This window comes from Cognatilysobacter bugurensis, from assembly GCF_014652095.1.
Classification (GTDB): Bacteria; Pseudomonadota; Gammaproteobacteria; order Xanthomonadales; family Xanthomonadaceae; genus Cognatilysobacter; species Cognatilysobacter bugurensis.
The window spans coordinates 1,153,602-1,175,479 of the sequence record NZ_BMYD01000001.1 but is presented as its reverse complement, the minus strand read 5'-3'; the positions used below and the strand labels follow the sequence as shown (position 1 = coordinate 1,175,479).

20 protein-coding genes and 1 tRNA gene are annotated in these 21,878 nt (G+C 68.0%); 9 read left to right on the top strand and 12 right to left on the bottom strand.

The window, feature by feature from the left end:
- The first annotated feature begins 19 nt into the window (after positions 1-19).
- The 8 genes from IE075_RS05340 (at position 20) to IE075_RS05305 (ending at position 9,044) form a co-directional block, all read left to right on the top strand.
- Positions 20-104 (top strand) — tRNA-Leu (locus IE075_RS05340).
- A 365-nt stretch (positions 105-469) separates the two neighbouring features.
- On the top strand, positions 470-1,213 hold the full coding sequence (locus tag IE075_RS05335; protein WP_425489338.1) for a DUF3348 family protein: 744 nt from the start codon (positions 470-472) through the stop codon (positions 1,211-1,213).
- Positions 1,203-3,626, top strand: a complete 2,424-nt coding sequence (locus tag IE075_RS05330; protein WP_189453989.1) for a DUF802 domain-containing protein — start codon at positions 1,203-1,205, stop codon at positions 3,624-3,626. Before IE075_RS05335 ends, IE075_RS05330 begins: the two co-directional genes overlap by 11 nt.
- Entirely contained in the window at positions 3,623-4,267 is a 645-nt protein-coding gene (locus tag IE075_RS05325; RefSeq protein ID WP_189453987.1) for an OmpA family protein, read from the top strand. Before IE075_RS05330 ends, IE075_RS05325 begins: the two co-directional genes overlap by 4 nt.
- A complete protein-coding gene (locus IE075_RS05320; RefSeq protein ID WP_189453985.1) occupies positions 4,264-4,920 on the top strand; it encodes a DUF2894 domain-containing protein in 657 nt (218 codons plus the stop codon). The genes IE075_RS05325 and IE075_RS05320 overlap by 4 nt, the downstream gene beginning before the upstream one ends.
- A 463-nt stretch (positions 4,921-5,383) precedes the next feature.
- Positions 5,384-7,819 (top strand): ribonuclease R, encoded by a 2,436-nt coding sequence (rnr, locus tag IE075_RS05315; protein WP_189453983.1) that lies wholly within the window; start codon positions 5,384-5,386, stop codon positions 7,817-7,819.
- A 209-nt stretch (positions 7,820-8,028) separates the two neighbouring features.
- Positions 8,029-8,781, top strand: coding sequence for a 23S rRNA (guanosine(2251)-2'-O)-methyltransferase RlmB (gene rlmB / locus IE075_RS05310; RefSeq protein WP_189453980.1), 753 nt, complete (start codon positions 8,029-8,031; stop codon positions 8,779-8,781).
- Positions 8,778-9,044: a CBU_0592 family membrane protein gene (locus tag IE075_RS05305; RefSeq protein WP_189453978.1), complete on the top strand. Its 267-nt coding sequence runs from the start codon at positions 8,778-8,780 to the stop codon at positions 9,042-9,044. The genes rlmB and IE075_RS05305 overlap by 4 nt, the downstream gene beginning before the upstream one ends.
- 86 nt (positions 9,045-9,130) lie before the next feature.
- Here the strand turns inward: IE075_RS05305 and rnt are convergent, their stop codons facing one another.
- The 10 genes from rnt to pstS (IE075_RS05260) form a co-directional block, all read right to left on the bottom strand.
- On the bottom strand, positions 9,131-9,784 hold the full coding sequence (gene rnt, locus IE075_RS05300) for a ribonuclease T (protein ID WP_189453976.1): 654 nt from the start codon (positions 9,782-9,784) through the stop codon (positions 9,131-9,133).
- Positions 9,785-9,819: 35 nt separating this feature from the next.
- Positions 9,820-10,593 (bottom strand): HvfC family RiPP maturation protein, encoded by a 774-nt coding sequence (locus IE075_RS05295; RefSeq protein ID WP_189453974.1) that lies wholly within the window; start codon positions 10,591-10,593, stop codon positions 9,820-9,822.
- Positions 10,590-11,450 carry an HvfB family MNIO-type RiPP peptide maturase gene (locus IE075_RS15605; protein ID WP_229792324.1) on the bottom strand — a complete coding sequence of 287 codons (861 nt, stop codon included), beginning with the start codon at positions 11,448-11,450 and terminating at the stop codon, positions 10,590-10,592. Before IE075_RS15605 ends, IE075_RS05295 begins: the two co-directional genes overlap by 4 nt.
- A 100-nt stretch (positions 11,451-11,550) precedes the next feature.
- Positions 11,551-11,922 carry an HvfA family oxazolone/thioamide-modified RiPP metallophore gene (locus tag IE075_RS15600; RefSeq protein ID WP_229792323.1) on the bottom strand — a complete coding sequence of 124 codons (372 nt, stop codon included), beginning with the start codon at positions 11,920-11,922 and terminating at the stop codon, positions 11,551-11,553.
- A 224-nt stretch (positions 11,923-12,146) separates the two neighbouring features.
- Positions 12,147-12,845 carry a phosphate signaling complex protein PhoU gene (gene phoU, locus IE075_RS05285; protein ID WP_189453969.1) on the bottom strand — a complete coding sequence of 233 codons (699 nt, stop codon included), beginning with the start codon at positions 12,843-12,845 and terminating at the stop codon, positions 12,147-12,149.
- A 135-nt stretch (positions 12,846-12,980) separates the two neighbouring features.
- The gene (pstB, locus tag IE075_RS05280) at positions 12,981-13,790 is read right to left on the bottom strand and encodes a phosphate ABC transporter ATP-binding protein PstB (protein WP_189453967.1); all 810 of its coding nucleotides are present in this window, start codon (positions 13,788-13,790) and stop codon (positions 12,981-12,983) included.
- A 49-nt stretch (positions 13,791-13,839) separates the two neighbouring features.
- The gene (pstA, locus tag IE075_RS05275) at positions 13,840-14,700 is read right to left on the bottom strand and encodes a phosphate ABC transporter permease PstA (protein ID WP_425489337.1); all 861 of its coding nucleotides are present in this window, start codon (positions 14,698-14,700) and stop codon (positions 13,840-13,842) included.
- Positions 14,700-15,668: a phosphate ABC transporter permease subunit PstC gene (gene pstC / locus IE075_RS05270; RefSeq protein WP_189453965.1), complete on the bottom strand. Its 969-nt coding sequence runs from the start codon at positions 15,666-15,668 to the stop codon at positions 14,700-14,702. Before pstC ends, pstA begins: the two co-directional genes overlap by 1 nt.
- A 134-nt stretch (positions 15,669-15,802) precedes the next feature.
- A complete protein-coding gene (gene pstS / locus IE075_RS05265) occupies positions 15,803-16,891 on the bottom strand; it encodes a phosphate ABC transporter substrate-binding protein PstS (RefSeq protein ID WP_189453963.1) in 1,089 nt (362 codons plus the stop codon).
- A 187-nt stretch (positions 16,892-17,078) separates the two neighbouring features.
- Positions 17,079-18,149, bottom strand: coding sequence for a phosphate ABC transporter substrate-binding protein PstS (pstS, locus tag IE075_RS05260; RefSeq protein ID WP_189453962.1), 1,071 nt, complete (start codon positions 18,147-18,149; stop codon positions 17,079-17,081).
- A gap of 337 nt (positions 18,150-18,486) precedes the next feature.
- Here pstS (IE075_RS05260) and IE075_RS05255 point away from each other — a divergent pair, with 337 nt between their 5' ends.
- Positions 18,487-19,794: an OprO/OprP family phosphate-selective porin gene (locus IE075_RS05255; RefSeq protein ID WP_189453960.1), complete on the top strand. Its 1,308-nt coding sequence runs from the start codon at positions 18,487-18,489 to the stop codon at positions 19,792-19,794.
- 71 nt (positions 19,795-19,865) lie between these two features.
- On the opposite strand, the gene nth is transcribed toward IE075_RS05255, so the two are convergent.
- On the bottom strand, positions 19,866-20,558 hold the full coding sequence (gene nth / locus IE075_RS05250; RefSeq protein ID WP_189453958.1) for an endonuclease III: 693 nt from the start codon (positions 20,556-20,558) through the stop codon (positions 19,866-19,868).
- A 379-nt stretch (positions 20,559-20,937) separates the two neighbouring features.
- Positions 20,938-21,741: an enoyl-CoA hydratase/isomerase family protein gene (locus tag IE075_RS05245; RefSeq protein ID WP_189453956.1), complete on the bottom strand. Its 804-nt coding sequence runs from the start codon at positions 21,739-21,741 to the stop codon at positions 20,938-20,940.
- Positions 21,742-21,878: the final 137 nt, after the last annotated feature.

Below are 21,878 nucleotides of genomic sequence, written 5' to 3'. Positions count from 1 at the left end.
GCACCATACGCGCCCCACTGCCCAGGTGGCGGAATTGGTAGACGCACTAGTTTCAGGTACTAGCGGGTAAAACCGTGGAGGTTCGAGTCCTCTCCTGGGCACCAAGGTTTCAAGAAAACCCCCGCGAAAGCGGGGGTTTTCGTTTATGGGGTGTCGGGACGGTGTCAGCGTGGTTCGCGACCGTGGCCCTTGGCTCGGCGGCAACGTTGGGTACGTGCCGGCCCAGCGCCCCGTCAGCGCTTTGGTGGCGGCGAAGCCGCTTGTCCCCAGGCCCCGGCGCGTCGGCCGCGTTTCCGCGAGAAACATGCCGCCTGCGCGTCCGGCTCCCGCAGGTATGCCCGCGGCGGTCACCGGTCGTGCGAATCGACTCAGTGAACTGTGATCGCGCCCCGCGGAAACGCCGTTGCCTCTGATCCCCGTGTGGCCCTCGGCCTGGTTCAAACCCGCGTAAAATCCGCGTTTTCGTTGCGTGCACGCTGTGGAAGTCTCATCTCGGGCGCAGGCCCACGGTCACGCACTGGTGCGCTTGCTCTCCCGGATCCGCGGCGTCGACGCGCCCGCGCCGTCGCAGTCGCTGGCGGGCCGGCTGGGTCAATGGATCGACTGGCGTCATGCGGTGGCGCTGTCCGCAGCCTTGGACGCCCGGCTTGTCGCGCCTGCGGGGCAGGACCACGCCGTCGCGCCAGGTGACGACGGCGAGTGCGCCCGCGTGCGCGCGGCGCTGGTCGCTGCGATCGAAGGCGACCGGGCGTTCACCGGCGGCCCTCCTGCGTCGAGTGCAGCGGACGACAAGGACGCTGCCGCCTCCGAGCTCGTGTTCTACCGCCAGCGCTATGTGACGTTGCAGCAGGTCATGGAAGGCGAGATCGGACGGTTGCGCGGCCGCCTGCGCAACCGGCTCGCGAAGCGGGAGGGGGCGCTGGGACGTCTAGCTGGGATCGATGCGGTCATGGAACGCGCGCTCGGCGCCCACGAGCGTGCCTTGCTGGCGCCGTTGCCCGATCTGCTCGCACGGCATCTTGAAACGCTGCACCAGGCTGCCCAGCAGGACCCCCACGCGGCCGCGCAGGAACCTGTGGCGTCCGCGGCTGTTACGCGCTTCCGCAACGACATGCGGCGGGCGCTGCTCGCCGAACTCGACATCCGCCTGCAGCCGAGCCTCGGCCTGCTTGCAGCCCTTTGCGCCCCGTCTTCCGAATCCCATGCCTCATAACCTGCTCAAACCCGCTGTTTTCTTCGCCGGCCTCGCCGCGCTGTGCTGGATCGGCGCCGGTTACGTCGGCACCAGCGGCCTGGCGTTGGCCGTGGTGGCGCTCATCGCCGCGTGTTACGTGGCGGGCGGGCTCGAACTGCTCCGCTATCGACAGGCGACGTCCGCGCTTGCGCACGCTGTCGAGCGTCTCGACGGACCGGCCCCCAACCTCGCCGATTGGCTGCAGCCGCTGCCGGCGTCGTTGCGGCATGCGGTGCGCCAGCGCGTAGAAGGCGATCGAGTCGCGCTGCCGGCGCCGGCGCTGACCCCGTACCTCGTGGGCCTGCTCGTGCTGCTCGGCATGCTGGGCACGCTGCTCGGCATGATGACCACGCTGCGCGGCACGGGACTGGCACTCGCCAGCGCGGCGGACCTCGATGCGATCCGCACCTCGCTTGCCGCGCCCGTGCAGGGGCTCGCGTTCGCGTTCGGCACCTCGATCGCGGGCGTGGCCGCCTCGGCGATGCTGGGCCTGCTGTCCGCGTTGTGCCGGCGCGAGCGCTCCGTGGCGGTCCAAACACTCGATGCCGCGATCGCCACGACGCTGCGTCCGCACTCGAAGATCCACCAACGCGAGCAGGCGTTCGAACTGCTGCAGCGCCAGGTCGACGTGATGCCGCTGTTGGTCGACCGGCTGCAGGCCGCGATGACGGCGATCGAACAGCAGAGCGTGGCCGCGCACGAGCGGCAGGCGGCGCAGCAGTCTGCGTTCCACGAACGCACCGAAGCCGTCAATGCGCAGCTCGCCGCGTCGGTCGAGCAGTCGCTCAAACACAGCGTGGCCGAGAGCGCGCGTGCCGCCGGCGCTGCGCTGCAGCCGGTCGTCGAAAGCACGATGGCCGCGCTTGCGAACAGCGCAACGCTGCTGCAGGAGAACGTGCTGCAGACCATGCAACACCAGCTCGACGGACTGTCGGGCCGCCTGCACGACAGCACAACCACCATTGCCGGGCTGTGGGGGGATGCGCTTGCGCAGCAGCGGCACTCGAACGAGACCGTCCAGCGGGCGTTGGCGGAATCGCTGGAAGGCTTCGCCGCGACGTTCGAACAGCGTTCGGCGCAGGTCGTTGACATTGTGGCCACCCGCTTCGATGCAGCGAGCGATCGTGCAACCGCTGCGTGGGGCGATGCCTTATCGCATCAGTCCGCGCACGGCGATGCCTTGGCGGAACGGAACCAGCGGGCGCTCACGGGCGCGGTTGCCGCCCTCGAATCACAGGCCGCGTCGCTGATCGGTGCCGTCCACGCGTCGAACGCGGAGCTGCAGGCCAGGCTCGACGCGCAGGCGCATGCCTCGGCAGGCCTGGCGGACGCCGTCGCGATGCGTTTCGAAGCGGCAAGCGAGCGTGCGTCTGCGGTGTGGGCCGAGGCCCTTCGTACGCAAAGCGCGCAGGCCGATACCACGGCCGAGCGCAACGAGCAGGCGCTCGCCGCCGCCGCGGCGACCTTCGAGACGCATGCCGCGTCGCTCGTGGGTGCCGTCCAGGCGTCAAATGGCGAAGTGCAGACATGCCTCGACGCACAGACTGAAAACGCGCGACAGCTCGTAGATCTCATCGCCGCGCGGTTCGAATCGGCGAGCGCGAGCGCGACAGCCGCGTGGACCGAAGCGCTCGCGCGTCAGGCCTCGCTGGGCGACGCGCTCGCCGAGCGCAACGAGCAGGCGTTTGCGTCCGCGGCAGGCACGTTCGAGACGCATGCCGCCTCGCTGATCGGCGCGGTCCAGCAGTCGCACGCGGACCTTCAGGTAAGGCTCGAAGCGCAGACGCAGGCGCATGCCCGCGCCACGCTCGACGAGATCGCGCGCCTCGTGCACGACGCAGCCGAGGCGCCGAAGGCCGCCGCGGCCGTGATCGCCGAGCTGCGGCACAACCTGTCCGAGAGCATGGTCCGCGACACGGCCGTGCTCGAGGAGCGTGGCCGTCTGCTGGCGACGGTGGACACCTTGCTCAGTTCGGTGAACCACGCTGCGGCCGAGCAGCGCACCGCGGTCGATGCGCTGATCTCGACGTCCGCCGACGCGCTGGAACGCGTCGCCACGCGTTTCACGGCGCAGGTCGAGACGCAGACGGACAAGCTGGACAACGCCGCCGATCGCATCGCGGCCGGCGCGATCGAAGTCGCGAGCCTCGGGGACGTGTTCGGCACTGCCGTGCAGCGTTTCGGCGAGGCGAACGAGCGACTGGTCACCCGTCTTCAGGCGATCGAAGGCGCGCTCGACCAGTCGCTGGCCCGCAGTGACGAGCAGCTCGCCTACTACGTCGCCCAGGCGCGCGAGGTCGTCGATCTCAGCGTGCTGGCGCAGAAGCAGATCATCGGCGAGCTGCAGCGCGTCGCCCAGGCGCGTACGCAGGCCGGGGCGGAAACGGCATGAGCGTCGAGTTCGACGACGACGCCGACACTGCGGCGCCGATCTGGGCCGCATTTGGCGACCTGATGTCGGTGCTGCTCGGCGTGTTCGTGCTGATCCTCGTCGGCGTGATCGGCATGCAGATGCAGCTCTCGCAGCGGCTCGACGAAGAGGTGCGGCGGCGCGAGCAGGAGGCGCAGCGCAACCGCACGCTGGAGCAGGCGCTGGCCGTGCCGCTCGCGAGCGGCCGCGTGACGCTGATCAATGGACGCATCGGCATCGGAGGCAACGTTCTGTTTGCGCTGAGTTCTGATCGACTGCAGCCGGAAGGCCACGAGTTGCTCAAGAGCCTCGCCGGGCCGCTCGCCGCGTACCTGCACGCGCGCGACGAGGTGCTGATGGTCAGCGGCTTCACCGATGACCGACAGGTGCGTGGTGACAGCCGTCAGTTTGCGGACAACTGGGAGCTGTCGGCCCAACGTGCGCTGACGGTCACGCGCACGCTGATCGCCGAAGGGGTGCCGGCCGACGCGGTATTCGCGGCGGCGTTCGGTTCTCAGCAGCCGATCAGCTCGAATGCCGACGCCGCCGGGCGCGCGCGCAACCGCCGCGTGGAGATCGCACCGATGCCGAAGCCCAAAAGCTCGGCCGCTTCGACACCGTGACCGCCGCACGCACCGACGCGCAGGCGCGGCTGGAGACGTGGCGGGCCCAACGCAGTGACCGGCTCGACCCGCTGCGGTTTGCACGGATCGACGCACTTGCGCGTCGTGCGGCCGGGCAACGCGGTGCCGTCCGCGAAATCCTCGACGCGCGTCTCGCGGAACTCGTGGCTGCGTTCGATGCATGCGTTGCTGCTGCGCCGGCAAACCAGGAGACGCATTTCCCCGCGGGCGCTGCGGGCACCCGCTGTCGCGGTGAGCTTGCGATGCTCATCCATGACATGGCGCGCGGGGCCGATGCGCGTCACGATGCTACCGATGCGCCGGCGTCGACCGAGAGTCTTCCGGCGGTCGCGCGGCTGGAAGAAGTGCGTCGCATGTGCGGCGATGCACGCGCGGAAAGCCAGTTGCGCGAAGCGCTCGAGGAAGCACCTGAGAACGCCGGCCCGCTGAACTCCGCAAGCCTTGTGCATCGTGCACTGACGCTCATGCGCGAGGTGTCACCCGAGTACCTCGCGCCGTTCATGGCGTACGTCGATGCGCTGGCATGGCTGGAAGGCATGGACATGCACTCGGCCTCGGCGGCAACCGCCTCGCCGGCTGGCGCGGGCAGCAACAAGCGCTCGCGGGCGAAGCCGCGCGCGCGGCGCGGTTGAAGCGATCTCGCCTCGCAGTCGCGGCGCGGGTGTCCGACTTGTCGCCATAAATGCGTCGCGTTGTACGCCCCGCAGGTATCAACGGTCTTGTAGCGTCGCCTCGCTAGAAATACCGCAGCCGTGTGCGCGCGGCGGCGACACGCGGGAGGCACGATGAAGCACGCGTTCAAACAGTTGGCCCGCGCCGGCATGCAATCGGCGCTGCAGTCGTGACTCTGCCCTAGCGCTTGAGCGGAGTGTGGACTGCGGCCGCTCGCGCAGACGCGGCACGGTGTCGGCTTCGGACGCTCGAGTGTTCTCGCCCGTGCGAGCGTCACGGATCAGTGAACGAGCTCGACGGCGGGCGCCGCTGAAGCAAGCGGAACCATCGGGATGGGCTCCAGTGGGAGCAATCAGAAGGCCGCGGCCAGACCGCGCTGGCGTTGCCACGTTGCCTTGACGACGGGGCTGTACCATCCCGCGCATGAAGAAAACCCCCAAGAAAGGTGCCGCGGGACGCGGCAAGGGCACGCGCGGTGATGCCACGCGCGACACGAAAGACGGCCGTAAGCGCGCAGCCGGCGGCGACGGGCGCGGCCCCAAGCGTCCGGGCTGGATGCCCGACGCCCCGCCGCGCGGCTGGAAGCCGCTCGCGCAGCCGCAGGCGGGCGTCGCGCCGCCGGACCGCGACCCGCACGCCGATCGGGAAGCGTCGCGCTACGACAATCCCATCGCAAGCCGCGAGCTGATCCTGCATCACCTCTCCGCCGCCGAAGGCCCCATTTCGGCCGAGGAACTTGCCGAAGCGCTCGGGCTGTCGGAACCCGAGCGCTTCGAGGCGCTCGGCAACCGCCTTCGGGCGATGGTGCGCGACGGCCAGCTGCTGCAGAACCGCAAGGGCGCGTTTGCGCCGGCGGCGCAGATGGATCTCGTCGCCGGTTCCGTCATCGCAAACCCGGACGGCTTCGGCTTCCTGCGGCCCGACGGTGCCGGCAGTGAAGACCTGTTCCTGCCGCCGTTCGAGATGCGCAAGGTCATGCACGGCGACCGCGTGCTCGCCAGCATCACGGGGCTCGACCGCCGCGGTCGGCCGCAGGGGAGTATCGTCGAGGTGCTCGAGCGGCGGCTCACGCGCCTGATCGGCCGCTATACGGTCGAGGCGGGCATCGGCTACGTGGTGCCCGACGACCAGCGCATCCAACGCAACCTGCTGATCGCGCCCGACGCGCATGCCGATGCGAAGGAAGGCCAGCTGGTGGTCGCCGAGATCGTGCATGCGCCCGATCCAAAGCGCCCGCCGATCGGCCGCGTGCTGACGGTGCTCGGCGAGCGTCTGACGGCTTCGCTCGCCGTGCAGGCGGCGATCCACGGGCATGACATCCCGCATGAGTTCCCCCAGCCCGTGCTCGATGAAGCGTCGAACATCCCCGTCGAGGTCGAGGAAAGCACGGCCGCGCAGCGCACCGACATCCGCCACCTGCCGCTGGTCACGATCGACGGCGAGGACGCGAAGGATTTCGATGACGCCGTCTACTGCGAGCCGAACCGCGATGGCTTCCGCCTCGTGGTCGCGATCGCCGATGTGTCGCACTACGTGCGCCCCGGCACGCCGCTCGACGACGAGGCGCAGAAGCGCGCGACGAGCGTGTACTTCCCGGGCTTCGTCGTGCCGATGCTGCCGGAGACGCTGTCAAACGGCATCTGCTCGCTGAAGCCGAAGGTCGACCGCCTGTGCTTCGTCTGCGACATGCAGGTCGACCGCAAGGGGCAGGTCACCGAGTCGAAGTTCTACGAAGCGGTGATGCATTCGCATGCACGCCTGACCTACACGCAGGTCTGGAACGCGGTGGGCGAGGGCATTGCCGACGACGCGCGCGAGGACGCGTTGCAGCGCATCGGCACGTTGCTGCCGCACGTGCAGCGCCTGCACCAGCTGTATGAAGTGCTGCGGAAAGCACGCGAGAAGCGCGGCGCGATCGAGTTCGAATCCAGCGAAGTGCGCTTCGTGCTCGGGCCGCAGGGTGAGGTCACGCAGGCCGGGATGATCCAGCGCAACGATGCGCACAAGCTCATCGAGGAATGCATGATCGCGGCGAACGTCGAAGCCGCGAAGTGCCTGCTTGAGCGCGAGGTGCCCTCGCCGTACCGCATCCACGAGCGGCCGCCGGAAGGCAAGTACGAGGACCTGCTCGAGTTCCTCAAGGAATTCAACCTCAAGATGCCGGCGTGGTCGAAGGTCGAGCCGCGCGATTTCACCGCGCTGCTGCGCAAGATCCGCGAGCGGCCCGAAGCGGCACTGCTCGAATCGGTGCTGCTGCGCAGCCAGTCGCTTGCGGTGTATTCGCCCGAGAACGTGGGCCACTTCGGTCTGGCGCTCGAGGCGTACGCACACTTCACGTCGCCGATCCGTCGCTATCCCGATTTGCTCGTGCACCGGGCGATCAAGCACGCGCTCAGCGGCGCGCGGCCGGAGAAGTTCAAGTACTCACCGAGCGACATGGCGCAGCTCGCTCTGCAGTGCTCGGAACGTTCGCGCCGTGCCGACGAGGCGCAGCGCGAGGTCGACGAGCGCTACCGCGCTGCGTGGATGGAGCAGCACGTCGGCGGCGAGTTCGACGGCGTGATCAGCGGCGTCACGAGCTTCGGTCTGTTCATTGAACTCGACGAGTCGAAGGTCAACGGTCTGGTGCACGTCACGCAGCTGCCGAACGACTTCTACCACTTCGATGCGATCCGCAAGACGCTGACGGGCGAGCGGCGCGGCCGCGAGTTCCGCCTCGGCGACCGCGTGCGAATTGTCGTGCTGAAGGCGAGCGTCGAGGATCGGAAGATCGACTTCCGTCTGGTCGAGGAGCGCGACGACGTCAAGCCACCGCCGCCGCGCGGAAAGCCCGCCAAGCGCGAGAAGCACCCGTACTGAGTCGCGTTGGGTGAAGCGCCGCCCCGGGTCCGGCGCCCGCCCGGATCCGGGCTACGGCGCAGCGCCGGCCCGGGCGTTTTCGTCGGGGCGGGCTGCGCGATCGGTCCAGGACACCGCGTGCCACCGGGCCGCACGGCCGCGAGCCATGCACATCGTCGAGAGCGGCGCGCGGTGCGACAATGCCGGCCCGCGGGACGAAGTGAATTTCCATGAGCCAGAAACAGTGGATCGCCGGCATCAATGCCGTCGCCTCGGCGCTCGAACACGATGCCGAGCACGTGCGCGAAGTGCTGCTCGAAGCCGGCGCGAAGAATCCGCGGATCGCCGAGATCGAATCACGTGCACGGCGGCTGGACATCGACGTGCGGCGCGTCGCGACGCAGGCGCTCGACGGCGTGGTCGGCGGCATGCGGCACCAGGGCGCCGTCGCCCGATACGCGGCCGCGAAAACCTGGGGCGAGAACGAACTCGAGGGCCTGATCGAGGCGGCCGAGGGGCGCGCATTGGTACTGGTCCTCGACGGCGTGCAGGATCCGCACAACCTCGGCGCCTGCCTCCGCAGCGCGGCGGCCGCGGGCGTGACCGCCGTGGTGTTCCCCAAAGACAAGGCGGTGCAGGTCAACGCGACCGTGCGCAAGACCTCGGCCGGCGCCGCAGACACCATTCCCGTCATTCCAGTCACGAACCTGGCGCGCACGATGCGCGATCTGCAGCAGCTCGGCGTGTGGCTCCACGGCCTTGCCGGTGACGCCGAGGCATCGCTTTACTCGCTGGACCTGCGGGGCAACGTCGCGCTCGTGCTCGGTGGCGAGGCCGACGGCCTGCGTCGCCTCACGCGCGAGAACTGCGACAGCCTCGTGCGCATTCCGATGCCGGGCGGCACGAACGTCGAGAGCCTCAACGTGTCGGTCGCGGCCGGCGTGACACTCTTCGAAGCTGTGCGCCAGCGGAGTACGCCATGAACCTCGCCTGGTACGACGTCATCGGTCTGCTCGGCACGCTGCTGATCCTCGCCGCGTACTTCCTGCTGCAGGTGCGTCGGATCGACGGCAACGGCGTGCTCTATCCAACGCTGAACCTCTTCGGCGCGGCGGGCATCCTCGTCTCGCTGCTCGGCACGTTCAACCTGTCGGTGTTCCTGCTCGAGGCCGCGTGGATCCTCGTCAGCGCCTATGGCATTTGGCAGGGACTGAAGTCGCGACGGGAAACCCGCGATCGCGCGTGACCGCCAGGTCCGGCTCGGCGACGCCTGAGTAGCGAAGCGGCGCGGCCATAAGCCGCGCTAGCGCGCAGGCCCGCGTAGCCGATGCGTCAGCCCGGCGCAGGCCAGGCGTTGACGATCTTGCAGAACAGTTCCGCCGTGCGCTCGGCGTCGTAGACGGCCGAGTGCGCCTCCGCCGCGTTCCACGGCAGGTCGGCCGCCGCCAATGCACGCCCGAGCACGGTCTGCCCGTAGGCGACGCCCGCGAGTGTCACCGTGTCGAACACGCTGAACGGGTGGAACGGGTTGCGTTTGTGCCCGCTGCGCGCAACCGCCGCATTGAGAAAGTTCAGGTCGAAGTGCGCGTTGTGGCCAACGAGGATCGCGCGCTGGCAGCCGTGCTTCTTCATCGCATCGCGCACCGGTGCGAACACCGTATCGAGCGCCACGCGCTCGGACTTCGCGAAGCGGAACGGATGATCGAGCACGATCCCGGTGACTTCGAGCGACTTCGGGTCGATCTGGGTGCCGGGGGCCGGCTCGACATGGGCGTTGGTGGCCGGGCAGGGCACCAGCCGGCCGTCCGCGTCGAGGTCGAGCGGCACGACGGCGATCTCGAGCAGCGCGTGGCGGTTCCAGTCGAAACCGCCGGTTTCTACGTCGACCACGATCGGCATGAAACCGCGAAAGCGCGAGCTGAGACGCGGCGCGTCCGGGGACGGTTCGGGCGCACCGCCGGGGGCGCGATCATCGGGAACGGACATGCGTGAAGCCTAGCAGACGCCCTGCGCGCGTCCGCTCAACGCAGCGTGCCGAGCAGGACGCCGTCGCGACGGAACTGATCGAGCATGGCCGCGCCGTTGGCGACAAACACGTCCGCGTCCCCGACGCCTGCCTCGCCCGCAAGCGCACGCAACTGCGCACGCCCTTCAAGCCTGGGAAACTCTTCAATCCGAGCAAGCAAGCGATACGCGAGCGGCGAGAGTTCGCTGAAGGTGACGCTTCCGTCCGCCGCGCGCTGCACCAGCAGCAGCGTAGGCATCGGCGGTGGCGCGTCGAAGGTGCACCCCGGGCCGATGCGATGCACGGGCCAGACGTACGCGAGCGGCCACGCAAGCGGCGACAGTGCCGGTCGACCGTCGAGCAGATCACCTGCGGACTCGTGCGGCACGTCATCGATGCGCGCCTCGCTGATCTGCAGTGCGAGCTCCACCCATTCGTAGTGCGCAAGCTCTACAAGCCACGGTGGGTCGCCGTCGCCGCGCTCGCTGCGCGCATCGAGGTAGCGCATGAACTCGCGCGCGAGTTCGGTGAAGAGAGGCGTTCGACTCGGATGCTCACGCACGAAACCGCGCGCAAGTGCGGTCCATACCTCGTCACCGAGGGTGCGGCGCATCACCGGAAAGTTGCCGGCGAGCACGCCCTCGACGTTGTTGAAGAACAGGTCCTGATAGATGCGCAGCCGTCGCGCTTCGATGCCGTCCGGTGGCGGCGATTGCGGATCACGGATGTGCGCGGTCAGCGCACGCTGGGCGGCAAACCCGTCTTCGCAGGTGTCGGCGCCGCGGCTCATGCGGCGTGGCGCCCGCGGCGCGACAGTGCACCGTTTACGCGGCGAACGGTGTCGAGTTCGGCCAGCAACTCGTCGAACGGCGGCAGGTTGAAATCGCGCTCGAGCAGCGTCGGGCGCGGACCGAAACGGCGGTACGCCTCGCCGAGCAGCGACCACACTGCCTCGCCGACCGCAGCGCCGTGGGTGTCGATTTTGAGGTCGTCCGCCTCGTCGTAATGACCGGCGACATGGATGTAGGCGACCCGGTCGCCCGGCAACGCATGCAGGAACTCGAGCGCGTCGTAGTCATGGTTCGTCGCGTTGACGACGATGTTGTTGACGTCGAGCAGCAGGTTGCAGTCGGCGCGATCGAGCACGGCGTTGACGAAGTCGATCTCGCGCATGCCGCGTGAGCCGGCGTCGAGCGTCGCGTAGTAGGAGATGTTTTCGACCGCGATGCGCCGGCCCAGGATGTCCTGCGTGCGCCCGATGCGCGCGGCCAGGTGCGCCACCGCGGCGTCGTTGAACGGCATCGGAAGCAGGTCGTACAGCTGGCCCTGCTCGTCGCTGCAGGCGCTGAGGTGCTCGCTGTAGAGCGCGCAACCGTGCGCGTCGAGAAAGCGCCGCACGCGTGTCAGAAAGGTTTCGTCGAGCTCGCCCGGGCCGCCGAGAGACAACGACAGGCCGTGGCAGATGATCGGATACCGGGTTGCAAGCTCTGCGAACGCGTCGCCGAGCGAGCCGCCGACGCCGATCCAGTTCTCCGGCGCGACCTCGAGGAAATCGACGCGGCCCGGAGGCGCTTCGCGCAACGGACCCAGCAGGGAGCGGCGCAGGCCGAGGCCGACGCTGTCGGCGGGCAGGGAACGGAGGATCACGGGCGCATCCGCGGAAGCGACAGGAATTGCGGGAGAAATGAGGAACTGACGACGGGGACGAGGTCCGGGCCCGGCGTGTGCCGGACCCGGATCCCTGCGATCAGGCTGCGCCGCCGCACTTGCCCTCGCCGCACTTGCCTTCGGCAGCCTTGGCCTTGTCGGCACCGCACTTGCCTTCACCGCACTTGCCCTCGGCGGCCTTCGCCTTGCCGGCACCGCACGTGCCCTCGGCAGCCTTGGCCTTGTCGGCGCCGCACTTGCCTTCGCCGCACTTGCCCTCGGCGGCCTTCGCCTTGTCGGCACCGCACTTGGCCTCAGCGGCCTTCGCGGCGTCAGCCGTCTGTGCGGCGGCGGCCGGGTCGGCGCCGAGCATGTAGCCCTGGGCGAGCGGGGTGGACGCGAACGCCGAGGCGGAGAGCAGCAGGCCGCCGGTGAGGGCTGCGAGGGCGGGCTTATTGATCGAACGGGACATGGCTTTCCTCTGGATAGAAATGATGCGCGGGCGATACGTGGGCGTCGCGATGGTAGCGCGGCGCATTGTCGGCGCGACGCCCGGGGGCGACGGACGGGCCGGCTGCCGGAGCAGTGCGGTCCCATGGTCGACTCTACGGCCGGGCCAGTGGCTTGGATGCACGTTTCTGAAACGAGAACGGGCGGACCCGGAGGCCCGCCCGCTCGGCGCCACCCCGATTGCGCTCAGGGAGCGCCGGTGGTGCTCGTCTCGTCGCGCTTGTCGCGCGGGGGCAGCGTTTCTTCGCCACGCACGAGGTACCACACGTTCTCGGCGATGTTCGTTGCGTGGTCGCCGATGCGCTCAAGGTTTTTCGCCATGAACAGCAGGTGCGTGCAGGGCGTGATCGCGCGAGCGTCTTCCATCATGTAGGTCAGCAGTTCGCGGAACAGGCCGGTGTACGCGGCATCGATCTCGGCATCGCGTTCGCGCACGCGCGTGGCGGCTTCGACGTCGTTCGTGCGGTACGCCTGCAGCACGTCGCGCAGCTGCTTGACCGCGAGCGTGCCGATTGCGTGCAGTCCGCCCACGTGCGGCAGCGGGGGCGACATGTTGAGCGCGAGCGAACGCTTGGCGACATTCGCGGCGTAGTCGCCGATGCGCTCGATGTCGGCTGCAATGCGGATCGCCGACAGGATCTCGCGCAAATCGCGCGCGAGCGGACCGCGCAGCGCGAGCTTCATGACGTCGTGGCTGACCTCGTGCTCGAGCGCGTCGATGGCCTCGTCGTTCGCAATGATCCGCTCCGCGGCCTTGTCGTCACGGCGTTGCACGACGTCGAGCGCGGCCTCGAGTTGCGCAGCGGCCATCTCGCCCATGCGCAGCATTTCTTCCTGCAGGCGGTGATGCTCGGAATCGTGACTCTTGAGAATGTGGTCGGGCATGTCGTGTCCTGGGTAAGGGCCGAAGCAGGCGCGCCGGCGTCCCGTCGGGGCGCCGGATCGGCACCTGTCGTGTCCTGCGAGCCGCTCGTGCCGCCGGCGCCGGCCCGCGGCACGATGGATTGCGGGCGAGGTGGCTCAGCCGAAGCGTCCGGTGATGTAGTCCTCGGTCTGCTGCTTGCTTGGGTTCGAGAAGATCGTCTCGGTCGCGCCGTGCTCGATGAGGTCGCCGAGGTACATGAACGCGGTGTAGTCCGACACGCGCGCGGCCTGCTGCATGTTGTGGGTCACGATCGCGATCGTGTACTCGCGCTTGAGCTCGTCGATGAGCTGCTCGATGCGGCTCGTGGAGATCGGGTCGAGCGCCGAGGTAGGCTCGTCGAGCAGCAGCACGTCCGGCCGTAGCGCGACGGCGCGCGCAATGCAAAGGCGCTGCTGCTGGCCACCCGAGAGTCCGAGCGCACTCTGCCCGAGCTTGTCCTTGACCTCATCCCAGATCGCGCCCTGGCGCAATGCGCTTTCGACGCGGTCGTTCATGTCCGACTTCGACAACCGCTCGTGGTGGCGGATGCCGTACGCGACGTTCTCGTAGATCGTCATCGGGAACGGCACCGGCTTCTGGAACACCATGCCGACCTTGCTGCGCAGGCGGTTCATCGGGTACTTCGCGTCGAGAATGTTCTCGCCGTCGAGCAGCACCTCGCCGCTCGCGCGCATCTTCGGATACAGCGCGTAGATGCGGTTGAAGACGCGCAGCAGCGTGGACTTGCCGCAGCCCGAGGGCCCGATCAGCGCGGTGACGCGCTTTTCCGGCACCTCGATGTTGATGCTCTTGAGCGCGTGGAACTTGTCGTAGTGGAAGTCCAGGCCGCGTGCCGCGAGCTTGACCGGCGAGGCCTGCGTGGACGCGCGGTCCACGGGGGCGATGTTGAGTCGGGCGTCGTTCATGGCCTGGGTCGGAGCGTGGAGGTCGGAAAGGGCGGGGCGGTTCGAAAGATCAGTCATGGGCGATGCGGTTGCGCAGCACGATCGTGCGCGCGATCAGGGCGGTCACGAGCACAAACAGCGTGAGCACGAGCGCACCGGCCCAGGCGAGCACCTGCCAGCTTTCGAACGGGCTGCCGGCGAACTGGTTCATCACCACCGGCACGCTTGCGATCGGCTCCAGGATATCGGTGCTCCAGTACAGATTGCCGAACGCGGTGAACAGCAGCGGCGCGGTTTCGCCGCTGATGCGCGCGAGCGCGAGCAGCACGCCCGTCACGATACCCGCGGACGCGCTTCGGTAGAGCACCTGCACGATGACCTTCCACTGCGGCACGCCGAGCGACAACGCCGCTTCGCGCATCTGGGGCGGCACGAGGCGCAGCATCTCGTCGGTCGTGCGGACGACAACCGGCAGCACGATGAACGCAAGCGAGATCGCACCGGCCAGTGCCGAGAAGTTGCCGCCGGTCTGCATGACGATCAGCGTGTAGACGAACAGGCCGAGCACGATCGACGGCGCCGACAGCAGGATGTCGTTGACGAAGCGCACCACGGTGCCCATGCGACGCGCGTGCCCGTACTCGGCCAGCCAGGTGCCCGCAGCGATGCCGAGCGGCGTGCCGATCGCGATCGCCATCAGGCACATGATCGCGCTGCCGTAGAAGGCGTTGCGCAGGCCGCCTTCTTGCATCGGGGGCGGCGTGTCCTGCGAGAACAGGGCCCAGCTGATGCCGGGCAGGCCCTTGGAGAGTAGCGTCCATAGGATCCAGCCCAGGAAGAACAGGCCGAACGCTGCCGTCGCGCACGCGAATGTGATCGCGAGTGCGTTCGTGATCCGCCGGCGGCGGTAAAGCGCGGTCGAGGAAGCCATCAGGTGCCCTGCCTGCGCGCGAGCTGCGCCAGCATGAGCCGGGCGATCGCGAGCACGATGAACGTGACGATGAACAGCACGAAGCCCAGCAGCAGGAGCGCCGAACGGTAGGTATCGGTCGCTTCGCCGAAGTCATTCGCGATCAGCGCGGCGATCGTGGTGCCGGGTTCGAGGATCGACGCGGTGAAGTTCACGCTGTTGCCGACCACGAACGCGACGGCCATCGTCTCGCCGAGCGCGCGCCCCAGGCCGAGGAAGACGCCGCCGATCACTGCCGAGCGCGTGTAGGGCAGCGCGATGTCCCAGGTGACTTCCCAGCGCGTTGATCCGAGCGCGTAGGCGGACTCCTTGAGGCGGGTCGGCACGGTCAGGAACACCTCGCGCATGACCGCGGAGATGAAGGGAATCACCATGATCGAGAGCACCACGCCCGCGGTGAGCAGGCCGATGCCGAGCGGTGGGCCCTGGAACACTGGGCCGATCACCGGCAGCTCGCCGAGGTTGTCGTTGAGCCACGGTGTGACGTGTTCGGTCATCACCGGCACGAGCACGAACAGGCCCCACATGCCGTAGATGATCGACGGGATGCCGGCGAGCAGTTCGATCGCGGTACCGATGGGCCCGCGCGCCCAGCGCGGTGCGACTTCGGTGAGGAAGAACGCGATGCCGAAGCTCACCGGCACGGCGATGATCATCGCGATCAATGCCGTCACGATCGTGCCGTAGATCGGCACCAGCGCGCCGTAGCGGTCCTCGACCGGATTCCACTCGGTGGTCGTGAAGAAGTCCAGCCCTTCCTTCGCGAGCACGTCGCGACCGCCCCACAGCATCGACAGCGCGGCGGCGGCGAGGGCGAGCAGCACGAATACGACCGTGGCCAGCAATACACGGCGAAACACGCGGTCATGGCGTGCGTCGCGGTCGTCGCGGGATGCGTCGGACGAAGCAGGAGCGGCGATCGAATTCATCAGGCGGCGCGGTCGGTTGAGTCCAATACGACAATCCGCGCAGCCGCGGATGGGCGCGGGGCAAGGCGACCGGGCCGGATTCTCTCCGTGCCCGAGTCAGCCTTGCCCGCGATGGTGTGGCGGAATGCGCCGGATCAGTACTTGAACGTGTTCGCCCAGTACTGCTCGACCTGGGTCACGAGCTCCGGCGGCAGCGCCACGTAGTCGAGCGACTGCGCCTGCTGCTGGCCGTTCTTCAAGGCCCAGCCGAAGAACTCGAGCGACTGCTTCGCGCGCTGCGGATCCTTGGGCTGCTTGCGCATGAGGATGAAGTTCGTCGCCGTGATCGGCCACGCCTGCTCGCCGGCCGCGTTCGTGATCACGAGGTTGAAGTTCGGCGCGCTCGCCCAGTCAGCCGAGGCCGCTGCGGCCTGGAAGCTGGACGCATCCGGCTTGACCCAGTTGCCGGCGGCGTTCTGCAGCATCGTGTACGCCATGTTGTTCTGCAGCGCGTACGACAGCTCGACGTAGCCGATCGAACCCTTGATCTGCTTGACGTAGGACGCGACGCCCTCGTTGCCCTTGCCGCCCATGCCGGTCGGCCACTTCACCGAGGTGCCTTCGCCGACCTTCTGCTTCCACTCCGGGCTGACCTTCGACAGGTAGTTCGCGAAGTTGAACGTCGTGCCCGAGCCGTCGGAGCGGTGGACGATGTTGATCTTCGAATCCGGCAGCTGCACGCCCGGGTTGAGCGCGGCGATCGCCGGGTCGTTCCACTTCGTGACGTTGCCCATGAAGATGTCGGCAAGCACCGGGCCCGTCAGGCGCAGCTCGCCGGCTTCGATGCCTTCAACGTTGACCACGGGCACCACGCCGCCGATGGCCGACGGGAACTGGCCGAGACCGGCCGCGTCGAGCTCTTCGGTCGACAACGGCTTGTCGGTCGAGCCGAAATCGACCGTTCCGGCCTTGATCTGGGCGATGCCGCCGCCGGAGCCGATCGACTGGTAGTTGACGCGGGCCCCGGTGCTCTTGTTGTAGTCGGACGACCACTTCGAGATCAGCGGGTAGATGAAGGTGGCGCCAGCGCCGGTGATCGTGGCCTCGGCGCGGTCACCGGCGGCCGCCGAAGCGTCCGTACCGGCGGCCGGGTTCGCCGGCGCGGCTTCGTTGGAAGGGCCGCAGGCAGCGGTGGCGATCGCAAGCACAAGGGCGAGCGTGACCGGACGAATCGACGTGTTCATGCACGGACCTCCTGAAGACAGGCGCAGGGGACGGGATGCGCGGTATGAAATGATAGTTTTGTTACACCACCATGACGCTTGCGTAGGCAGGCCCGACCGTAGCCTACGCGCCACGCCCGGGTCGCCGGCCCGCCAAAACGGAAAGCGGGCCCGCAGGCCCGCTCTTGTACCCGAATTCTGACCGAAGTCAGTACTTCATGTTCGCGTTCCAGTACGTCTCGATCTGCTTGACCAGCGGGTCCGGCAGTGGCACGTAGTCGAGCGACTTCGCCTGGGCGTCGCCGTTGGCGTAGACCCAGCGGAAGAACTCCTTGGCCTGCTTCGCGTTGGCGGCGTTCTTCGGCTTCTTGTGCATCAGGATGAAGTTCGTGGCCGTGATCGGCCAGGAGTTCGCGCCCGGCGCGTTCGTCATGACGAGGTAGAAGTCCTTCGACTTGCCCCATTCGGCGTTCGACGCGGCGGCCTGGAACGTCTCGTCCGACGGCAGCACGAAGTTGCCGGCCGCGTTCTTCAGGCGGGCGTACGGGATCTTGTTCTGCAGGGCGTAGGACAGCTCGACGTAGCCGATGCCGCCCTTGATCTGCTTGACGTACGCGGCGACGCCTTCGTTGCCCTTGCCGCCGATGCCGGTCGGCCACTGCAGCGCGTTGCCCTCACCGACCTTCTGCTTCCACTCCGGGCTGACCTTGGACAGATAGTTCGAGAAGTTGAACGTGGTGCCGGAGCCGTCCGAGCGGCGAACGACTGTGATCTTCTGGGCCGGCAGCGCGATGCCCGGGTTCAGCGCGGCGATCGCCGGGTCGTTCCAGGTCTTGATGTTGCCGAGGAAGATGTTCGCGAGCGTCGGGCCGTCGAGCTTCAGCGCGCCGGAGGCGACGCCCGGCACGTTGAACACCGGCACCACGCCGCCGATGACCGACGGGAACTGCGCAAGGCCGCTCTTGGCAAGCTCCTCAGGCTTGAGCGGGGCGTCGGACGAGCCGAAGTCGACCGTCTTCGCCTTGATTTGCGCGATACCGCCGCTCGAGCCGATCGACTGGTAGTTGACGCGGTTGCCGGTCGCCTTGTTGTAGTCGGACGACCACTTGGTCATGACCGGATAGACGAACGACGCGCCCGCGCCCGTGACGTCGGCGGCGAACGCGTTGCCGGCGGCAAGTGCGATCGCTGCAGCGAGAGTGGCGCGGAACTGGATGGACTTCGACACGGACTGGCTCCTCGATAGGGCCCGGGCGGCGCCCGGCGGCCTGCATTCCATAGGCAGTCGATGACAGTCGAATGTCTCGTTTTTGACAGTGCGGTGACGGCTGGGTCGGCCGGGGCGGACCCGGCCTCGCTTTGCTGGAGAGGCGCAATCGACCGCCGTGGTGCGCTTTTTTCCAGCACATCCTCCGCGTTGAAGGCCTTGCGCAGCCGGGCCACGCGGACCCAGCTACGTGAAGGCGGCGGCGTGCGCGGATTAAGAAATGGTCAAGGCCGACATAAAACTGACACGAGACCGAATTCAAATGCGCATCGAGCCACGGCTCTCGTGCGGCGCCTCCGCGCCGACCACGACCGCCCATCCGCTACTACCTGACCACGGAGTCTTCCCCATGCGTTCTTCCACGTTGGCCGCCGCGATCGCACTCGCCGTCGGCAGCAGCGTCAGCTTCTCCGCATTCGCCCAGAGCGGTATCAGCGCCGAGGAGATCGCTGCGCTGAAGGCCCAGATCGCGGCTCTGCAGGCGCAGGTGGCCGAACTCGAGGTCCGCACCGAGGCGCAGTCGGATATCAACGTCGGCACGCAGGAAGCGCTCGACAAGATGGCCGTCGAAGTGCCGAAGATCGAGACCAAGGGCGGGCTCAAGGTCACGACCAACGACAAGAAGTTCGAAACCTCGATTGGCGGCCGCATCCACTTCGACGCCTACCTGTTCGACAACGACATCGCGGCCGACCCGGTCGGCACGACCGAATTCCGCCGCACGCGCCTGACGCTTGCCGGCAAGGCCTACGGCTGGGAATACAAGCTCGAGAACGACTTCGGTGCCGGCGGCGGCCTCGACGGCTTCCGCGACGTGTTCATCGCCACGAATGCGCTCGGCGGCAAGGTCACGATCGGTCAGTTCAAGCCCTACCGTTCGATGGAAGAGCTCACGAGCTCGAACGAGATCCTCATGATGGAGCGCCCGTTCGCGAGCGCGACGGGGCTGTTCTCGGGTCGCCAGTTCCGTCAGGGCGTGGGTTACCTGCGCAGCAGCGACAACACCACGTTCGGCGTGGCCGCGTTCAACGCGCGCGATGCCGCGACGGCACGCAACGAAGGCGTCGGCGCAGCCGCGCGCTTCACCTGGGCGCCGATCAACACGCCCGAGAGCACGCTGCACTTCGGCGTGTCGGCCAGCGTCGAGAACGCGAACCAGGGCACGCCGAACCTCGTGGCGACCGCGAACTACGCAGGCCGCCGCGGCCCGAGCCAGGCGATCGCATCGACCACGGGCCTGAGCGGCGACTCGGTCGAGCACATCGGCGTCGAAGCCGCCGGCGCGTTCGGCCCGCTGTTCTTCCAGTCCGAGTACGCGATGGCGACGTTCGGCGCGCCGCTGGGTCGCGACCAGGACGTCACCACGTTCTACGTGCAGGGCAGCTGGCTGCTCACCGGCGAGCACAAGCCGTATAAGGCCGCGACCGGCGTGTTCGGATCGCCCAAGATCGATGGCGGCGCGTGGGAGCTGACCGCTCGTTACGACACGATCGAAAACGAGGACGTGCTCGGTCTCGAAGTGGCATCGACCACGCTCGGCCTGAACTACTATGTGAACCCCGCGCTGCGCTTCATGCTCAATTACACGCGCGGTGACAACGAGTTCACCGGCGACAACACGAGCCAGTTCGCGCTGCGCACGCAGTTCGCGTTCTGATCGACGCTCGACCCTCTCTCTCTTTCGTGTGATTTACGGCCCCCGGTGCTCCGGGGGCTTTTTTTTGCATGTCACTTGGTGACGGCGGTCTCCGGCGTCTTGTCCGGATAGCGGCACAGGTCGATGATCGGGCAGTGCGGACAGTCGGGCTTGCGCGCCTTGCACGTGTAACGCCCGTGCAGGATCAACCAGTGATGCGCGTCGTGCAGGTAATCGGGCGGCACCGCCTTCAGCAGGGCCTTTTCGACTTCGAGCACGTCCTTGCCGGGTGCAAGGCCGGTGCGATTCGACACGCGGAAGATATGCGTGTCGACCGCCATCGCGGCTTCACCAAATGCAGTGTTGAGCACGACGTTCGCGGTCTTGCGGCCCACGCCCGGGAGCGCTTCGAGTGACTCGCGATCGCGCGGCACTTCACCTCCGTGCCGCTCGATGAGCTGGTGTGCCGCCGCGATGACGTTCGCGCCCTTGGTGCGGTTGAAATTAATCGTCGCGATGTAGGGCGCAAGCCCTTCGACGCCGAGCGCGGCAATCTGCTCGGGCGTGTTGGCCACCGGGAACAGACGGCGCGTGGCCTTGTTGACGCCTGTGTCGGTCATCTGCGCGGAGAGCGTGACCGCGACGAGCAACTCGTAGGGCGTACTGAACTCGAGCTCCGTGGTCGGCTTCGGGTTGAGTGCCTTGAAGCGCGCGAACATCTCGACGGCTTCCGCACGCGTCAGGCGGCGTCCGCGACGGCGCGGCTTCGTGGCAGGCGCCTTCACGAGCCGGCCCCGGACGCGCGCGCTTTGGCCCGCGCAAGGGCGGCCGCTGCGGCAGGCGGCAACGTCGGCGCTACCGCTCGCGCTGCAGGTGCCATGGGCGCGGGCGCACGGGCTGCCGCACGCTCGCGCTCACGACGCGCCAGTCGCTCGGTTCGCGCGCGGTACCGCTCCCGTGCGGCCAGCGCCGCCAGGCGTGAATCGCGCGCAGCCACCAGTGCCGCACTGCACGCGGCGGTGCACTGCGGGCAGGGTGCGGCACCGAGCAGACCGCATTCGATCGCGCGGTCGACGTCGCCGTCGAGCAGTGCCGCGCGCACCCGGTGCACGGACGCGTACGTTGCGTCCGTGCAGCCGCACGCGGGGCAGGGCAACTGCACGATCAGGTGCCGTCGAACGTAGGCTTGCGCCGCTCGAGAAACGCGCTCGTGCCTTCGCGCATGTCGTTCGTCGAAAACATCAAGCCGAACTGCGCCGATTCGTATTCGAGGCCTTCGCCAAGGTTGCATTCGCCGCCGACGTTGACGCAGTCGAGCAGCCCTCGCAGCGCAAGCGGGGCGGATGCAGCCAGCTGCGCCGCGATCTTCATCGTCTCGGCTTCCAGCTCGGCCGCTGCGACCACGCGGTTGACGATGCCGAGTTCGCGCGCACGCGCCGCGTCGATCGGCGCGCCGAGCAGGCACAGCTCGAGCGTGGCAGCGCGTCCGGCCAGCCGCAGCAGCCGCTGCGTGCCGCCAAAGCCGGGGATCAGGCCGAGGTTGATCTCGGGCTGCCCGACCTTTGCGTGCTCGGCCGCGATGCGCAGATGGCAGCACATCGCGAGTTCGAGCCCGCCGCCAAGCGCGAAACCGTTGACCATCGCGATCACCGGCTTCGGCATTGTCTCGACGAAACGCATCATTCGCGTGCCGCGCAGTGAGAAATCACGACCCTGCACCGGCGTCAGCGAGTTCATTTCGGCGATGTCCGCGCCGGCGACGAACGCCTTCGGCCCGGCGCCGGTCAGCACGACCGCACGCACGCGGTCGTCGTCCGCAGCGGCCGTAAACGCGGCCTGCAGGGCGTCGATCGTGGCGGCGTTTAGCGCGTTGAGCTTGTCAGGGCGGTTGACGGTGATGATGCGTACGGCCTCGCGATCCTCGATCAGGACGGGCGCAGCGTTGTCGGACGTGGCGGTTTCGGACATGGGTCTCGGGTCGGTTCGTGAACGGATCGCTCGGTCGCGACACGCCTGCGGAACTCCGCGGAAGGCGCGCGGTCAGAGCCGGGGTAGTCAGTGGCGGCAATGTAGGGCCGTCGGTATCCTAACGCGCTGCCCGGGTC

Excerpts from the sequence above, each read along its gene's own strand:
- IE075_RS05330 (WP_189453989.1), top strand. The coding sequence starts at position 1,203 with ATGCCTCATAACCTGCTCAAACCCGCTGTTTTCTTCGCCGGCCTCGCC.
- IE075_RS05325 (WP_189453987.1), top strand. The coding sequence starts at position 3,623 with ATGAGCGTCGAGTTCGACGACGACGCCGACACTGCGGCGCCGATCTGG.
- rnr (WP_189453983.1), top strand. The coding sequence starts at position 5,384 with ATGAAGAAAACCCCCAAGAAAGGTGCCGCGGGACGCGGCAAGGGCACG.
- rlmB (WP_189453980.1), top strand. The coding sequence starts at position 8,029 with ATGAGCCAGAAACAGTGGATCGCCGGCATCAATGCCGTCGCCTCGGCG.
- IE075_RS05305 (WP_189453978.1), top strand. The coding sequence starts at position 8,778 with ATGAACCTCGCCTGGTACGACGTCATCGGTCTGCTCGGCACGCTGCTG.
- rnt (WP_189453976.1), bottom strand. The coding sequence starts at position 9,784 with ATGTCCGTTCCCGATGATCGCGCCCCCGGCGGTGCGCCCGAACCGTCC.
- IE075_RS05295 (WP_189453974.1), bottom strand. The coding sequence starts at position 10,593 with ATGAGCCGCGGCGCCGACACCTGCGAAGACGGGTTTGCCGCCCAGCGT.
- IE075_RS15600 (WP_229792323.1), bottom strand. The coding sequence starts at position 11,922 with ATGTCCCGTTCGATCAATAAGCCCGCCCTCGCAGCCCTCACCGGCGGC.
- phoU (WP_189453969.1), bottom strand. The coding sequence starts at position 12,845 with ATGCCCGACCACATTCTCAAGAGTCACGATTCCGAGCATCACCGCCTG.
- pstB (WP_189453967.1), bottom strand. The coding sequence starts at position 13,790 with ATGAACGACGCCCGACTCAACATCGCCCCCGTGGACCGCGCGTCCACG.
- pstA (WP_425489337.1), bottom strand. The coding sequence starts at position 14,700 with ATGGCTTCCTCGACCGCGCTTTACCGCCGCCGGCGGATCACGAACGCA.
- pstC (WP_189453965.1), bottom strand. The coding sequence starts at position 15,668 with ATGAATTCGATCGCCGCTCCTGCTTCGTCCGACGCATCCCGCGACGAC.
- pstS (WP_189453963.1), bottom strand. The coding sequence starts at position 16,891 with ATGAACACGTCGATTCGTCCGGTCACGCTCGCCCTTGTGCTTGCGATC.
- pstS (WP_189453962.1), bottom strand. The coding sequence starts at position 18,149 with ATGGAATGCAGGCCGCCGGGCGCCGCCCGGGCCCTATCGAGGAGCCAG.
- IE075_RS05255 (WP_189453960.1), top strand. The coding sequence starts at position 18,487 with ATGCGTTCTTCCACGTTGGCCGCCGCGATCGCACTCGCCGTCGGCAGC.
- IE075_RS05245 (WP_189453956.1), bottom strand. The coding sequence starts at position 21,741 with ATGTCCGAAACCGCCACGTCCGACAACGCTGCGCCCGTCCTGATCGAG.